Source organism: Antarctobacter albus (genome assembly GCF_900101505.1).
In the GTDB taxonomy this organism is placed as follows: Bacteria; Pseudomonadota; Alphaproteobacteria; order Rhodobacterales; family Rhodobacteraceae; genus Antarctobacter; species Antarctobacter albus.
Window position 1 is genome coordinate 1 of sequence record NZ_FMZI01000010.1, and the last position, 14,117, is coordinate 14,117.

General features: G+C 63.9%; 15 protein-coding genes and 1 pseudogene. 14 read left to right on the forward strand and 2 right to left on the reverse strand.

From position 1 onward, the window contains the following. A partial coding sequence (locus BLQ71_RS17125) for a hypothetical protein (RefSeq protein ID WP_133066214.1) occupies positions 1-821 on the reverse strand: 821 nt, incomplete at its 3' end. Between the two features lie 395 nt (positions 822-1,216). Here BLQ71_RS17125 and BLQ71_RS25805 point away from each other — a divergent pair. Continuing rightward, a pseudogene (locus BLQ71_RS25805) lies at positions 1,217-1,936 on the forward strand (IS5 family transposase); the annotation flags it as partial. A gap of 40 nt (positions 1,937-1,976) precedes the next feature. Here the strand turns inward: BLQ71_RS25805 and BLQ71_RS17135 are convergent. Continuing rightward, on the reverse strand, positions 1,977-2,813 hold the full coding sequence (locus BLQ71_RS17135) for an amidohydrolase family protein (protein WP_198548559.1): 837 nt from the start codon (positions 2,811-2,813) through the stop codon (positions 1,977-1,979). A 227-nt stretch (positions 2,814-3,040) separates the two neighbouring features. On the opposite strand from BLQ71_RS17135, the gene BLQ71_RS17140 reads away from it, so the two are divergent. The 13 genes from BLQ71_RS17140 to BLQ71_RS17200 all read left to right on the forward strand — a co-directional run bounded on the left by BLQ71_RS17140 (position 3,041) and on the right by BLQ71_RS17200 (position 14,100). Further along, positions 3,041-4,345: an ABC transporter substrate-binding protein gene (locus BLQ71_RS17140; RefSeq protein ID WP_074622580.1), complete on the forward strand. Its 1,305-nt coding sequence runs from the start codon at positions 3,041-3,043 to the stop codon at positions 4,343-4,345. Between the two features lie 61 nt (positions 4,346-4,406). After that, a complete protein-coding gene (locus BLQ71_RS17145; RefSeq protein WP_043141412.1) occupies positions 4,407-5,303 on the forward strand; it encodes a carbohydrate ABC transporter permease in 897 nt (298 codons plus the stop codon). Between the two features lie 3 nt (positions 5,304-5,306). Continuing rightward, on the forward strand, positions 5,307-6,173 hold the full coding sequence (locus tag BLQ71_RS17150; RefSeq protein ID WP_043141416.1) for a carbohydrate ABC transporter permease: 867 nt from the start codon (positions 5,307-5,309) through the stop codon (positions 6,171-6,173). Positions 6,174-6,176: 3 nt separating this feature from the next. Next, positions 6,177-7,262 carry an ABC transporter ATP-binding protein gene (locus BLQ71_RS17155; protein ID WP_074622581.1) on the forward strand — a complete coding sequence of 362 codons (1,086 nt, stop codon included), beginning with the start codon at positions 6,177-6,179 and terminating at the stop codon, positions 7,260-7,262. Positions 7,263-7,265: 3 nt separating this feature from the next. Beyond that, on the forward strand, positions 7,266-8,378 hold the full coding sequence (locus BLQ71_RS17160) for a mandelate racemase/muconate lactonizing enzyme family protein (protein ID WP_074622582.1): 1,113 nt from the start codon (positions 7,266-7,268) through the stop codon (positions 8,376-8,378). 1 nt (position 8,379) lies between these two features. Continuing rightward, positions 8,380-8,709: an L-rhamnose mutarotase gene (locus BLQ71_RS17165; protein ID WP_074622583.1), complete on the forward strand. Its 330-nt coding sequence runs from the start codon at positions 8,380-8,382 to the stop codon at positions 8,707-8,709. Further along, positions 8,702-9,766, forward strand: coding sequence for a Gfo/Idh/MocA family protein (locus tag BLQ71_RS17170; RefSeq protein ID WP_074622584.1), 1,065 nt, complete (start codon positions 8,702-8,704; stop codon positions 9,764-9,766). The genes BLQ71_RS17165 and BLQ71_RS17170 overlap by 8 nt, the downstream gene beginning before the upstream one ends. Continuing rightward, the gene (locus tag BLQ71_RS17175; protein ID WP_074622585.1) at positions 9,759-10,205 is read left to right on the forward strand and encodes a MaoC family dehydratase; all 447 of its coding nucleotides are present in this window, start codon (positions 9,759-9,761) and stop codon (positions 10,203-10,205) included. Before BLQ71_RS17170 ends, BLQ71_RS17175 begins: the two co-directional genes overlap by 8 nt. Then, positions 10,202-10,516 (forward strand): UxaA family hydrolase, encoded by a 315-nt coding sequence (locus BLQ71_RS17180; protein WP_198548558.1) that lies wholly within the window; start codon positions 10,202-10,204, stop codon positions 10,514-10,516. Before BLQ71_RS17175 ends, BLQ71_RS17180 begins: the two co-directional genes overlap by 4 nt. Next, on the forward strand, positions 10,513-11,712 hold the full coding sequence (locus BLQ71_RS17185) for a UxaA family hydrolase (RefSeq protein WP_074622587.1): 1,200 nt from the start codon (positions 10,513-10,515) through the stop codon (positions 11,710-11,712). Before BLQ71_RS17180 ends, BLQ71_RS17185 begins: the two co-directional genes overlap by 4 nt. A gap of 13 nt (positions 11,713-11,725) precedes the next feature. After that, positions 11,726-12,463, forward strand: a complete 738-nt coding sequence (locus tag BLQ71_RS17190; RefSeq protein ID WP_069209415.1) for an SDR family oxidoreductase — start codon at positions 11,726-11,728, stop codon at positions 12,461-12,463. Between the two features lie 23 nt (positions 12,464-12,486). After that, the gene (locus BLQ71_RS17195) at positions 12,487-13,326 is read left to right on the forward strand and encodes a fumarylacetoacetate hydrolase family protein (protein WP_074622588.1); all 840 of its coding nucleotides are present in this window, start codon (positions 12,487-12,489) and stop codon (positions 13,324-13,326) included. Positions 13,327-13,551: 225 nt separating this feature from the next. Further along, positions 13,552-14,100 carry a peroxiredoxin gene (locus tag BLQ71_RS17200; protein WP_043141444.1) on the forward strand — a complete coding sequence of 183 codons (549 nt, stop codon included), beginning with the start codon at positions 13,552-13,554 and terminating at the stop codon, positions 14,098-14,100. Positions 14,101-14,117 lie beyond the last annotated feature (17 nt).

Genomic DNA, 14,117 nt, shown 5'->3' on the forward strand with positions numbered 1-14,117 from the left:
ATGAACTGCAGGGCCATGACCGCAGGCGCTGGATCCTCTCCGAAGGCATCCGCGACCCGGCGCCCGGCCTCCATCCCGTGCAAGTGCATGAAATATTGACCACCTTCACGGTGCAGGAGATCGAGGGCCCCGGCGCGATCCCCGGCGTGCAGCAGCGCCGCGATCCGCGCGGCTTTCGCGGCGCCGGGGGCGGGTGGTGCCGCAAGCGCTGCCGCGGACCAGGCGTCGGTCGCCGCGCGCAGGACTGCCGCCAGTCCCGGCGTTCGGATCCGCCAAGTGCCGCCCCGACATTCCGAGAGGGGGTCCAGCCAATGCAACAACTTGCGCTGCTCCGCCGGCAGTTCGGCGTCGTCAAACCCGCCTTCGGCGCGGCAGAGCCGGGCCACGATGTCGCGAATGGCCCTGGGGGTCTGCCGCAACAGGGCGCCCGCTTTTTCTGTCAGTGCGCGGTCATCCAGCGGCGCCTGGGCGAGGTGGTCGGACAATGCGGGCCAGCCGCCGGTTTTGGCGAAATGCGGATCCTGTCCCGGTCCTAGGAACAGGTCGCGGTTGCCGATCTCCTGCACGTGACCCATGTCCCGTAGCGCGGACAGGTTCGCCACCTGGTCGGCCCCGGCGCATATCACCGCCGGGGTGACGGATATCACGACGGGCGGATCCTCTGTCGACAACATGGAGCATTGGCAGCCCCCGTCCGGTCCGCCCAGTTTGCGGCGCATCGCCGTGAGGATTTCGGCCCTGCCGGTTCCCGGCAAGGCATCGATCAGCAGCACCAAATCCGCGCTGTGTTCGGCCAGAAAGGGAAGGTCGGCTGTTCTCATGCGGCCAGAGGAATGAATGTAAGGGCCATCGGAGGCAGGCCGTTCTGGCGCCGGGCACAGCCTTGCGATGCGACGATCTGATTTTTCCGGTCTGCCAGAGCCATTTTCCCTGTTAGTGCAAAAACCGCCTGGTTTCCATCCGGATCATGGTCTCGGGCGGTCAACGGCTGAGCACCTGATGTCCACGGACCGTTTGCCTGGCTGAGGACATTCGCGTTTCTAACGAGTTTTCGGGCGACGCCTATGATGACGACTTTGTGTGATTGCCCGGCGCCCCGAAGGCGGCACGCGAGAGGGGTTCCTGTTCGACCCGCAATCAGGCGGACAATCTATGGTCAGGACGCATTGATTTGGTTGGACGAGCGTGAGTCACCTTTCGAAAACGAGCGGTGAACATGTCAGGTCTTTTCTGGTTGAGCGATGCGCAGATGGTGCGTCTGGAACCCTGATTCCCGAAGTCCCACGGCAAGCCGCCGGTTGATAGTCGGTGAGTTCTGAATGGAATTATATTAATTAATCGCAATGGTTTAAGGTGCCGAGATGTGCTGAGGGAATACAGCCCGCACAAGACGCTTTGCAACCGTTGGAAGCGGTGGAGCGACAAGGGCTTCTTTGCGTAGATGGTGGCTGGCCTGGCTGCCCAGCACGGCGAGAAAAGGACGGTGATGATCGATGCTACCTATCTGAAGGTTCACCGAACTGCATCCAGTCTGGGCGCCAAGAAGGGGGGCAGTCGCCTGATCGGGCGGACCAAGGGCGGCATGAACACGAAGCTGCACGCCGTCTGTGACAGCCTGGGACGCCCCCTCAACCTGTTCGTCACGGCAGGACAGGTCAGCGACTGCATCGGTTCGCGGGCGCTTTGCGGCAGTCTGCCGGATGGCGGCCGGCTACTCGGAGATCGCGGCTACGATGCCGACTGGTTCCGGGAAGCGTTGAAAGGCAAGGGGATACGCGCCTGCATCCCCGGCCGGAAACAGCGGAAGACAACCGTCAAATACGACAAGCGCCGCAATCGGATCGAGATCATGTTCGGCAGGCTGAAGGATTGGCGGCGTGTCGCCACCCGCTACGACCGGTGCCCGAAGGTCTTTCTCTCGGCAATCACTCTCGCCGTGATTCACGCAACCCAACGGAAATCAATGGGTCCTGACCCTATAGCGACCAGATCCGCACGGCGTTGTCTGAGGCGATCGCGCGGGCTTCCTCTGCCGAGGCCTCCGACAGAATCTTGTGCGTAACCGCCACCCATTGGTCGAGCGAAGCGTTCAGCGTGCAGACCGGGCTGTCCGACCCCCAGACCACGCGGTCCCATCCGAAACAGCCGATGACATGCTCGACCCAGGGGCGGAGCGTGTCCAGCGTCCAGTTGGCATCCGCATAGGCGGTCACGCCCGAGATCTTTGCATTGACATGGTCGCGCCTGGACAGTTCCGCGATGCGGTCGGCCCAGTCGTCGAAGGCGCCGCCGGCGATGTCCGGCACGCCACAGTGGTCCAGGACAAAGACGGTGTCCGGGCAGGCATCCACAAGCTCGGCTGCAAGGTCGAGTTGCCGCGCCAGGACACAAATGTCGAATGGCAGGCCTTTGCCGCCCAGCTTACCGACATTGGCGCGGAACCGGTCAGAGCGGGACAAATCGTCGGGCATGGTGTGCAGCACCCGCCGAATCCCCTTGACCACGCCGGTGTCGAGCCCGTCGAGAAAGGCGTCGAACCCTTCGTCCTCTGGCCGGGCCGACGAAATCGCGCCGCGGATCAGGCTGTCGGGCCGGGCCATGAGCTCTGCGACCCAGGCGTTTTCCTTGCCGATGTCGCCAGGCGCGCAATCCACTTCCATGTGCAGCGTGCCCCCGATCCCGACGCGCCGAGCCGTCTTTTCGTAGTCCTCGTAGCTCCAGTCGCGGTTCAGCGGCGGGACGTCGGACAGCCACGGATAGCTGATGCGGTCGCGGTCGACGAGGTGAAGATGCGTATCGATCAGCATGGTCATGGTTCTGGTCTTTCCTCGGCCCGGGGTGCGGCATGTCTGCCTTCGCCCGGATTTGGGCGGAGGCGGTTTCTTTGGGGAGTTCAACTTGACTTGGCTGCGAAGTCAAGTTTAGATATGAAAGACGCTTCTGAATATGAAATCCGCGAGGCACGGAAGTGACGGGCGGACTGACATGGGGCGTGGGTGGCCCGGATGCCCGGGCGACACATCATATCGGGAGGAACGACATGACATTGAAAGCAACCGGCGCATCGCTGATCGCGCTTGCCATCGGGATGGCGTCCGGCGCGTCCGCCGCCGAGTTCGACGGCGTGGTCATCGACGCCAAGCTGATCGGCGGCCAGCAGTACGAGGCGCTATATGCGCGCATTGCCGAATGGGAGGAGATGACGGGCGCCACGGTGAACGTGATCTCGAAGAAGAACCATTTCGAGCTCGACAAGGAATTCAAGTCGGATATCGCGGCGCGCACAACCGGCTGGTGCGTCGGGTCGAACCACTCGTCCTTTGCCTCGCAGTATCCCTCGCTCTACACCGACCTTTCGGACCTGATCCCGCAGGAAACCATCGACGGTTTCGTCAAGGCGAACATCGACGCCGCCACTCTGGGCGGCAAACTGGTGATGCTGCCGCGCGCGCAGTTCGACGTTTCGGCGCTCTACTACCAGAAGGATATCTACGAGGACGCCGAACAAGCGGCGGCCTTCGAAGCGGAATACGGTTATCCGCTGGCGGTTCCGGAAACCTGGGATCAGCTCAAGGACCAGGCGATCTTCTTTGCCGATCCGCCGAATTTCTACGGCACTCAATACGCGGGCAAGGACGAGGCCATCGTTGGCCGTTTCTACGAACTGGTGGTCGCCAATGGCGGCAAGCTGTTCAACGATGACTTTTCGCCGGCGTTCAACTCGGACGCGGGCAAGGAAGCGCTGCAATGGTTCGTGGACCTCTACGAGGCGGGCGCCGTCCCGGCGGGCACCACCAACTATCTCTGGGACGACCTGGGCAACGGCTTTGCCTCGGGCACCATCGCGCTGAACCTGGACTGGCCGGGCTGGGCCGGGTTCTTCAACGACCCGAGCGCGTCCAAGGTCGCGGGCAATGTCGGCGTGGCCCCGGCGCCCAAGGGGTCGGCAGGTGTGCGCACCGGTTGGTCCGGCTTCCACGGTTTCTCGGTGACCGAGAACTGTGACAACAAGGAAGCCGCGGCCTCGCTGGTCGCCTTCCTGACCAACGAGGACAGCCAGAAGCTGGAAAGCTCGGCCGGCCCGTTGCCCTCGCGCACGGCGGTCTGGGACCATATCTCGGAACAGGCCAAGGATGATCCCTACCGTTCCGAGGTGCTGGCCGCGTTCAAGGAAACCGCCGCCACTGCCTTTGCGGTGCCGCCGACCGAATACTGGATCGAGGCCACAAACCTGATCTACCCCGAACTCCAGGCTGCCATCCTCGGTGACAAGACCGTGGACGAGGCGCTGGCCGACGCCGCTGATGCCGTCGACAGCCTGATGCAGGAAGAAGGCGTCTACTGACGCTTGCCAAAGGCGGGGGCGGTCAAATCCGTCCCCGCATCCTTCGACCCGGGACATCCGCATGAAATCCTTGAAACTGCCTCCGTGGCTGGTGCTGTTGCTGCCAGCCATCATAATCCTTGCGGCCGTCGTTCTGATTCCGCTGGTGCTGTCGCTCTATTCCAGCTTCACGGCCTACAAGCTGACGCGGCCGGACAGCCTGTACCGCTGGATCGGGACCTTCAACTATGAAAAGGCCATCGGCGACGCCAAGTTCTGGGCCGCCTTCGGGCGCACCGTCCTGTTGCTGACCGTGGCGCTGAACCTGGAAATGCTGTTTGGGCTGGGGCTGGCGCTGATGGTGTCCAAAGTGACACGCGGGCAGCGCGCCCTGCGCACCATGATGATGTTCCCGATGATGTTCTCGCCGATCCTGGTGGGCTTCCAGTTCAAGTTCATCTTCAATGACAACGTCGGGCTGGTGAACAACGCCCTGCAGTCGCTGGGCATCACCGATCAGGCGATCCCCTGGCTGGTGGATGGAAACCTTGCGATGTTCTCGATCATCTTTGCCGAGGTTTGGACCGCCACATCGGTCTTCGCGATCCTGATCCTTGCCGGGCTCTACGCCATTCCCAAGGATCCGCTTGAAGCGGCCAAGGTGGATGGATGCACCGCCTGGCAGTCCTTCCGATACGTGACGCTGCCCTTCCTGATGCCCTTCATCTATATCGCCATGGCGATCCGGTCGCTGGACGTGGCGCGGGCTTATGACATCGTGCAGATCATGACCAACGGCGGCCCCGCGCGGCGGACAGAGCTGCTGTGGACGCTGATCGGGCGCACCGGCTACGTCGATGCCCGCATGGGCTACGCCAACGCGATGGGCTACATCTCGATCTTCCTCGCGATCTTCTTCACCGTCTTCTTTTTCCGCAAGCTCACCGCCGCGCGGGCCGAGCTGGGCATGGGGGTCTGAACCATGGCGAGCAATGCCGCACACCGTACCCGCCGCCGCGCCCTGAAATGGCTGCATTTCTTCGGGCTGTTCCTGGCCATGATGGTGCTCTGCGTGCCGGGGCTTTGGGTCGTCCTCAACTCCTTCCGCCCGACGGTCGAGATCATGGCGAAGCCGCCGGTCTGGATCCCGAACGAGCTGAACCTCGATCACTACCGCGCCATGTTCGGCGGCGTGGGCGAGGGGGGCGTTCCGGTGCTGACCTACTTCCGGAACTCGCTGATCATCTCGGTGACCTCGACGGTCATCGCACTCCTGGTAGGGATGTCGGGCGGCTATGCCTTTGCCCGCTTCCGCTTCAAGGGCAAGGCCTGGATCTTTGTCGGCCTGATGTGCACCCGTGCCGTGCCGGGCGTGGCGCTGTCGCTGCCGCTGTTCATCATCTTTGCCCGGGTCGGCATCATCGACACGCATTTCGGCATGATCCTGACCTATGTGGCGATGAACGTGCCCTTCACGATCTGGCTGATCGACGGGTTCTTCCGTCAGATCCCGCCCTCGTTGGCAGAGGCGGCCCAGATCGACGGCTGCACCCGCTGGCAGGCCTTCTGGCAGGTGGAATTCCCGGTGGCCAAGGCGGGCATCGCCTCGGCGGGAATCTTTGCCTTCCTCACCTCGTGGAATGAATACGCGCTGGCCTCGCAGCTGACACGCTCGGTCACGTCCAAGACGATGCCGGTGGGCCTGCTCGATTTCCAGGCCGAGTTCACGCTCAACTGGGGCGGGATGTGCGCCCTTGCGGTGCTGATGATCATCCCGGCGCTCATTCTCACGTTCCTCGTTCAGAAACACCTCATTGCCGGCCTCACTTTCGGCGGCGTGAAAGGATAACAGATGGCTCAGGTCCACCTCCGCGACGTGGTCAAGAACTATGGCCCGCTTGAAGTCGTTCATTCCATCAACCTCGACATTGCCGACAATGAATTTGTCGTGCTGGTCGGTCCTTCGGGCTGTGGCAAGTCCACGACGCTGCGGATGATCGCCGGGCTCGAGGAGATCTCGGGCGGCGAGATCTTCATCGGGGACAATGTCGTCAACGACCTGCCCCCGCGTGAGCGCAACATCTCGATGGTGTTCCAGAACTACGCGCTGTACCCGCATATGACGGTGCGCGAGAATCTGGGGTTCTCGCTGAAGATCGCCAAGCGCCCGCAGGCGGAAATCGACAAGGCGGTGGACGAGGCGGCGGAGATCCTGTCGCTGACGCCGCTCTTGGACCGCAAGCCCGGCGCGCTGTCCGGCGGGCAGCGCCAGCGGGTTGCCATGGGCCGTGCCATCGTGCGGCACCCGGATGTGTTTCTATTTGACGAACCGCTGTCCAACCTCGACGCCAAGCTGCGCACGCAGATGCGCGTCGAGATCAAGAAGCTGCACCAGAAGGTGCGCTCGACCATCGTCTATGTCACCCACGACCAGGTCGAGGCGATGACGCTGGCGGATCGGATCGTGATCATGCGTGACGGTCATATCGAGCAGATCGGCACGCCGCTGGACGTGTTCGAGAATCCGGTGAACACCTTTGTCGCGACCTTCATCGGCTCGCCGCCGATGAACCTGCTGAACGGGGTCGTGCGTGATGGCGCCGTCGTGCTGGAGGACGGGACCACCGTGCCGGTTCCGCCAGGCTACCAGGCACGCGAAGGGCAGGCGGTGCAACTGGGGATGCGGGCGGACAACGTCATGCCCGTGGGCCATTCCCTGCCGCCCACCGAGCACATGGCGCAGATCGAAATGGACGTGAACCTGACGGAACCGCTGGGCACGGAAACCCTGCTTTTTGCCGAACTGGCCGGGGCGGAGGTGCAGGCCAAGATGCTGAATCCGCGCCCCGTCGAGGCTGGCGAGCGGATGACCTTCCAGGTCATGCTGGACAAGTGCCACCTCTTCGACGCCGAGAGCGGCGCGGCGCTGCGGGGCTGAGTCATGGCACGTATCACCCACGCCCGCGCCTTCATGGTGGACCTTGTGCCCAAGGTCCTGCGCACAGATGCCATCCAGTCGTTCAAGAGCCAGGAGACGATTTTTGTCGAAGTGACGGACGCCGACGGCGCCCGCGGCATGGGCTATTCCTACACCATCGGCGATGGTGGCCCCTCGGTTCTGGCCCTGCTGGAACATACCCTGCTGCCCCGGCTGATGGGGCAGGAGGCGGACGCGATCGAGGCGATCTGGCGCGACCTGCTTTTCTGGACCCATGCGACGGCGGTAGGGCCGATCATGTCGCTGGCCCTGGCGGCCATCGACACGGCGCTCTGGGATCTGCGCGGCCGCCGGACGGGCCTGCCGCTACACCTGCTGGCGGGCGGCGCGAAAACCTCGGTCCCGATGTACACGACCGAAGGCGGCTGGCTGCATATCGCGCCCGAGGCGCTGGTCGAGGATGCGCAGTCGGCACAGGCACAGGGGTTTCGCGGCTCCAAGGTCAAGATCGGCAAGCCGACCGTGGCCGGGGATGCGGCGCGGCTTGGTGCCGTGCGCGAGGCCCTTGGCGATGACTACGAGATCATGACCGACGCCAACCAGTCGATGACCGCGGCCGAGGCGCTGCGGCGCGCGCCGATGCTGGAGGCGCTGAACATCGGCTGGTTCGAGGAACCCTTGCCCTCTGACGACATCGCCGGGCACGCCCGGCTGCAGGCCGGAACGCGGGTGCCGGTGGCGGTGGGCGAGAGCCTCTACAGCCCCGGCCAGTTCGCCGGTTACATCGCGCAGGGGGCCTGCGGCATCGTTCAGGCGGATGTGGCCCGTGTGGGCGGCATCACCCCGTGGCTCAAGATCGCGCATATGGCCGAGGCGCATAACATCGCCATCTGCCCGCATTTCCTGATGGAACTGCACGTCAGCCTTGTCTGCGCGGTGCCGAACGCGCCCTGGCTGGAATACATCCCCCAGCTTGACGAGGTGGCCGCGCCGATGGCGCGGGACGGCGGCCTGGCGCTGGCACCAACCGGCGCGGGGCTGGGAATCGACTGGGACATGGACCGGCTCTCCGCGCAGACCGCGGAGGGCAGCCGCATCGAGATCCGGGAGGAATAACATGCAGAGACACGGGCAACTGATCGGCATCGGGGCCGAGGCCATCGCGGAATACAAGAAACTCCACGCCGAGGTCTGGCCGCAGGTGCTGGAGATGATCACCGCATGCAACATCCGCAACTACTCGATCTTCCTCAAGGAGCCGGAGCACCTGATGTTCTCCTACTTCGAATACGTGGGCGAGGACTTCGCGGCGGACATGGCAAAGATGGCCGCCGATCCGGTCACGCAGGAGTGGTGGGCGATCAACAAGCCACTGCAACGCCCGCTGGATACGCGGGGCGAAGGCGAGTGGTGGGCCGAGATGGAAGAGGTGTTTCACCATGACTGACCTGGCTCAACTGCGGCAGAGCGTCGAGATGCCGGAGAGCCCGAAACCTGTGGTGGTCTTCGGCGCAGGGTCCATCGTGACCGATGCGCATCTGCCGGCCTATCGCGATCTTGGCGTGCCGGTGGCGGGGATATTCGATCCCGACAGCGCAAAGGCGGTCGAGGTCGCCGAGGCATGGGGCACCAAGGCGCTTGCCTCGATGGAGGAGGCCGTGGGGCAGGGGGACGCGGTCTATGACCTCGCCGTGCCGCCCGTGGCGATCCCCGGCATCCTTGAGGCGCTGCCCGATGGTGCGGTGGCGATTATCCAGAAGCCGCTGGGCTCGGACCTCGCCGAGGCCGATGCGATCATCCGCATCCTGCGCCGCAAGGGCATCAAGGCGGCGGTGAACTTCCAACTGCGCTTTGCCCCGATGAGCCTGGCGCTCAAGGATGCGGTGGCGCGCGGTCTATTGGGCGAGATCGTCGATTTCGACGCCTGGCTGGCGCTCGACACGCCCTGGCATCTCTGGGAGTTCCTGGCCGATCTGCCGCGGGTCGAAATCCTGTTGCACTCGATCCACTACCTGGACTTCGTGCGTGACCTGATGGGCAACCCGCAGGGCGTCCATGCCCGCACCATGGGGCACCCGTCCTCGACCGTGTCCAACACCCGCACGGCGATGATGCTGGACTATGGCGACAAGGCGCGCTGTGCCCTGTCGATCAACCACAACCACAGTTTCGGGCGCAAGTTCCAGGCCTGCGAGTTCCGCATCTGCGGCACCAAGGGCGCGGCTTACATGAAGCTCGGCGTGAACCTGGATTATCCCAACGGCGAGCCGGACGAGCTGTGGCTGAATACCGGCGGCGATTGGGAACAGGTGGACCTGCAAGGCAACTGGTTCATCGCCGCCTTCCACGGGCGGTTTGCCCAGGTCCAGCGCTTTGCCGTCGGGCTGGACGACAGGCTCGAAGGTTCCGCCGAAGACGCCTGGCACACAATGGCACTGGTCGAGGCAGCCTATGAAAGCTCTGCCCGGCCGATGCATCCGATCAAGGAGGCACCTGATGCTTGAGCAGGTCAAATACTACGAGGACTACGAGATCGGCGAAGGCCGCGAGACCGTGGGCCGCACCATCACCGAGACCGATTTCGTCGTCCATGCGGGCCATTCCGGCGACTTCTTTCCGCATCATCTGGACGAGGAATTCTGCAAGACGCTGCCCTTCGGCAAGCGGATCGCCCATGGCACCATGGTCTTTACCATCGGGGTCGGTCTGACCGCGACGATCATCAACCCGGTGGCCTTTTCCTATGGCTATGACCGGATGCGTTTCATCACGCCGGTCTTCATCGGCGATACGATCCGCAGCAAGGTCGAGATCATCGGCAAGGAGGTCATGGAGAAACGTCCGGGCTATGGCCGTGTGTCGGAGCGGCTGGCCGTGTTGAAACACAGCGGCGAAACTGCGCTGGTGGCCGATCACATCTACATGGTGGAGATGAAATCGTGAGCGGTCCGTTTCTGTTGTTGCACGAGACGGATAACGTGCTTGTCGCGCGTCAGGTCGCGCCCGAGGGGCTGGAGGTTGCGCTTGAAGTCGGTCCCGTGACGCTCTCGCGCCTGATCCCGCTGGCGCACAAGATTGCGCGGCACGACATCGCGGAGGGCGCCAAGATCCTGAAATACGGCATGCCGATCGGCGTGGCGACGCAGGAAATCGCGGCGGGGGAGCATGTGCATGTGCACAACATCCGGTCCGATTATACGCCGACCCATGCCTTGCAGGATGCGGATGGCGTCAGCGCGGGGGTGGCACAATGACTGACCTGACAGGCTATCCCAGGGCCGATGGCCGCAAAGGCATCCGCAACACGGTTGTGGTGGCCTACCTGGTGGAGTGCGCGCATTTCGTGGCATCGAAAATCGTCACCGGGTTTCCGGACGACGACGTGCAACTGATCGGCTTTCCGGGCTGTTTCCCGAACGACTACGCCGCCAACATGATGGATCGGCTCTGCACCCATCCGAACGTGGGCGCGGTGCTGTTCGTCTCGCTGGGCTGCGAGAGTTTCGACAAGGTGCGTGCCTCGACGGCGGTGTCCGAGTCCGGCCGTCCGGTCAAGACGCTGGTGATCCAGAAGGCGGGCGGCACGGCCTCAACCGTGGAGGCCGGTCGCGACTGGGTGCGCGGCGCCTTGGGCGAGATCGCGGATATCCAGCGGGTGCCGATGGGCATCGACGAGCTGATCGTCGGCACGGTCTGCGGCGGTTCCGACGGCACCTCGGGCATTTCGGGCAACCCGGCGGCGGGTAAGGCATTCGACATGCTGGTGCAGGAGGGGGCCGCCTGCATCTTCGAAGAAACCGGCGAACTTATCGGCTGCGAGGAGATCATGGCGGACCGCGCCATGACGCCGGAGCTGGGCCAGGCCCTGCGCGAGAGCGTGCAGAAGGCAGAACGCTATTACGCGACGCTGGGCTATGGCTCTTTCGCGGCGGGGAACGCGGCCGGGGGCCTCTCGACCATCGAGGAAAAGAGCCTTGGCGCCTATGTCAAATCCGGCGACTCGCCGATTTCCGGGCTGATCAAGCCGGGCGACATTCCCCCGCGCGGGGGCCTCTACCTGATGGACGTGGTGCCGGACGGCGACGTGCGTTTCGGCTTTCCCAACATCTCGGACAATGCCGAGATCGTCGAGATGATCGCCAGCGGCGCGCATCTGTCGCTCTTCGTCACCGGGCGCGGCTCTGTCGTCGGATCGGCGATTTCGCCGGTCATCAAGATCTGTGCCAACCCGGAGACCTATCGCGCCCTGTCCGACGACATGGACGTGAACGCGGGCGACATCATCGAAGGGGTGCGCAGCATCGAGGCCGTCGGACAGGAGATCCGCGACCTCGTAGTCGCGACCGCCGCAGGTGCACAGACCAAGTCAGAGGCCATGGGCCACAGGGAATTCATCCTGACCTACAAATCATTCGCGCCCATCGGGCCGGCCTGCCTGCCCGCTGCGTGAGAAGGAGACAAACGTGAAAAGACTGAAAGGAAAGACCTGCGTCGTCACCGCCGCTGGTCAGGGGATCGGCCGCGCGACGGCAGAGCGGCTGGCGGCCGAGGGTGGCCGGGTGATCGCCACCGATATCAACGAGGCGGCACTTGCCGAACTCAACGCGATCGACGGGATCGAGGCCAGGCGGCTGGACGTGCTGGACGCCGGGGCCATCACAGCCTTCGCGGCAGAGGTCGGCACGGCGGACGTGCTCTTCAACTGCGCGGGGATCGTGCACAACGGCACCATCCTCGAGTCGACCGAGGACGAGTGGGATTTCGCTTTCGATCTCAACGCCAAGGCACAGTACCGCATGATCCGGGCCTTCCTGCCCGCGATGCTGGAGCAGAAAAGCGGCTCGATCATCAACATGAGCTCGGTGGCGGGGCCCGTAACCGGCCCGGTCAACCGTTTCGTCTACTCGGCCTCCAAGGCGGCGGTGGCGGGCATGACGCTGGCCATCGCGAATGACTACGTCACCCAAGGCATCCGCTGCAACGCCATCGCGCCCGGTACCGTGGATAGCCCCTCGCTGCATGACCGACTGCGGGCGACCGGCGACTACGATGCCGCGCTCAAGACCTTTATCGGGCGTCAGCCCATGGGCCGCATTGGCAAGCCCGAGGAGATCGCCGCGCTGGTCGCCTACCTGGCGGCGGATGAGAGCGGGTTCACCACGGGGCAGGTCCACGTCATCGACGGCGGCTGGACCGCCTGAACCGGAAACAAGGGAGTTCCCCCATGAAATTTGCACGATACGGAGAGCGCGGCGCGGAAAAACCCGCGCTGGTCGAAGAGGACGGCACGCTGCGTGACCTGTCGGCCCATGTGGACGACATCGCGGGCGACGCGCTGACCCGGCTGGACACGCTGAAGGCGATCGACCCGGCCAGTCTGCCGAAGGTCGAGGGCACGCCGCGCCTGGGGGCCTGCGTCGGGCGCACCGGCAAGTTCATCTGCATCGGCCTGAACTATGCCGATCATGCCGCCGAAAGCGGGCTGGAAGTGCCGCCCGAACCGGTGATCTTTGCCAAGTACACCTCGGCCATCTGCGGCCCGAATGATCCGATCATCATCCCGCGCGGTTCGGAAAAGACCGACTGGGAGGTCGAGCTGGGCTTTGTCATCGGCAAAAAGGCCAAATACGTCGACGAGGCAAACGCCATGGACCACGTCGCAGGGTTCTGCGTGATCAACGACGTCTCGGAACGCGCCTACCAGATCGAGCGGTCCGGCCAGTGGTCCAAGGGCAAGTCCTCGGACAACTTCGGCCCCACCGGTCCCTGGCTGGTAACGCCGGACGAGGTCGGCGACTTCGACAAGCTGCACATGTGGCTCGACGTGAACGGCGAGCGGATGCAGGATGGGTCGACCGCGACGATGGTCTACCGGGTGCCCTTCCTGATCTCCTACCTGTCGCAGTTCTTCACGCTGGAACCGGGCGACATCATCTCGACGGGCACACCTCCGGGCGTGGGTCTGGGCTTCACCCCGCCGAAATATCTCAAGGCTGGCGACGAGGTTCGTCTGGGGATCGAGAAGCTGGGCGAACAGCGGCAGGTCTGCGTGGCCGACGACTGAACGCCGCTGCATCGGACAGGACAAGGGCGCCCGCCGTGGCGCCCTTTTTCATGCGGGTCGACGGGCCAGGGAATGCCGTCGAAACGGGCGCCGGATCAAAGCCTGTGCATGCATAGCGGGTCTGCGTTCAGCCGGGCCATTTCCCCCGCGTGCCGGATTGCACTCCGGGCCCGTCCCTTCTATGGGCATGATCCGAAAATCCTCCCAATTGAAAGGACTTGTACCATGAAAGCCGGTGCTACCCTGCCCAACGTCACCTTCCACACGCGCGTGCGTGACGATGCCATCGAAGGCCCGAATCCATTTCGTTGGCAGGACATGACCACTGCCGATTATTTCAAGGGCAAGCGGGTCATCCTCTTCTCGCTGCCGGGGGCCTTTACGCCCACTTGCTCGACCTACCAGCTGCCGGGATTCGAGAAGAACGCCCAGGCCTTCCGCGACCTCGGCATCGACGAGATCTACTGCATGTCGGTCAACGACAGCTTCGTGATGAACCAGTGGGCCAAGTCGCAGAACCTCGAGTCGGTCAAGGTCATCCCCGATGGGTCCGGTGAGTTTTCCCGCCGCGTCGGGATGCTGGTCCGGAAGGACAACCTCGGCTTCGGGATGCGGTCCTGGCGCTATGCGGCGATCATCAACGACGGCGTGGTCGAAGCCTGGTTCGAAGAGCCGGGCATTTCCGACAACCACGGCGAAGACCCCTACGGCGAGTCCAGCCCGGAACGCCTGATGGACTACCTTGTCAACGAGAAGGCCGAAGCTGCCGCGTGACCGGGCTTTCAGGGAGG

Excerpts from the sequence above, each read along its gene's own strand:
- BLQ71_RS17135 (WP_198548559.1), bottom strand. The coding sequence starts at position 2,813 with ATGACCATGCTGATCGATACGCATCTTCACCTCGTCGACCGCGACCGC.
- BLQ71_RS17140 (WP_074622580.1), top strand. The coding sequence starts at position 3,041 with ATGACATTGAAAGCAACCGGCGCATCGCTGATCGCGCTTGCCATCGGG.
- BLQ71_RS17145 (WP_043141412.1), top strand. The coding sequence starts at position 4,407 with ATGAAATCCTTGAAACTGCCTCCGTGGCTGGTGCTGTTGCTGCCAGCC.
- BLQ71_RS17150 (WP_043141416.1), top strand. The coding sequence starts at position 5,307 with ATGGCGAGCAATGCCGCACACCGTACCCGCCGCCGCGCCCTGAAATGG.
- BLQ71_RS17155 (WP_074622581.1), top strand. The coding sequence starts at position 6,177 with ATGGCTCAGGTCCACCTCCGCGACGTGGTCAAGAACTATGGCCCGCTT.
- BLQ71_RS17160 (WP_074622582.1), top strand. The coding sequence starts at position 7,266 with ATGGCACGTATCACCCACGCCCGCGCCTTCATGGTGGACCTTGTGCCC.
- BLQ71_RS17165 (WP_074622583.1), top strand. The coding sequence starts at position 8,380 with ATGCAGAGACACGGGCAACTGATCGGCATCGGGGCCGAGGCCATCGCG.
- BLQ71_RS17170 (WP_074622584.1), top strand. The coding sequence starts at position 8,702 with ATGACTGACCTGGCTCAACTGCGGCAGAGCGTCGAGATGCCGGAGAGC.
- BLQ71_RS17175 (WP_074622585.1), top strand. The coding sequence starts at position 9,759 with ATGCTTGAGCAGGTCAAATACTACGAGGACTACGAGATCGGCGAAGGC.
- BLQ71_RS17185 (WP_074622587.1), top strand. The coding sequence starts at position 10,513 with ATGACTGACCTGACAGGCTATCCCAGGGCCGATGGCCGCAAAGGCATC.
- BLQ71_RS17195 (WP_074622588.1), top strand. The coding sequence starts at position 12,487 with ATGAAATTTGCACGATACGGAGAGCGCGGCGCGGAAAAACCCGCGCTG.
- BLQ71_RS17200 (WP_043141444.1), top strand. The coding sequence starts at position 13,552 with ATGAAAGCCGGTGCTACCCTGCCCAACGTCACCTTCCACACGCGCGTG.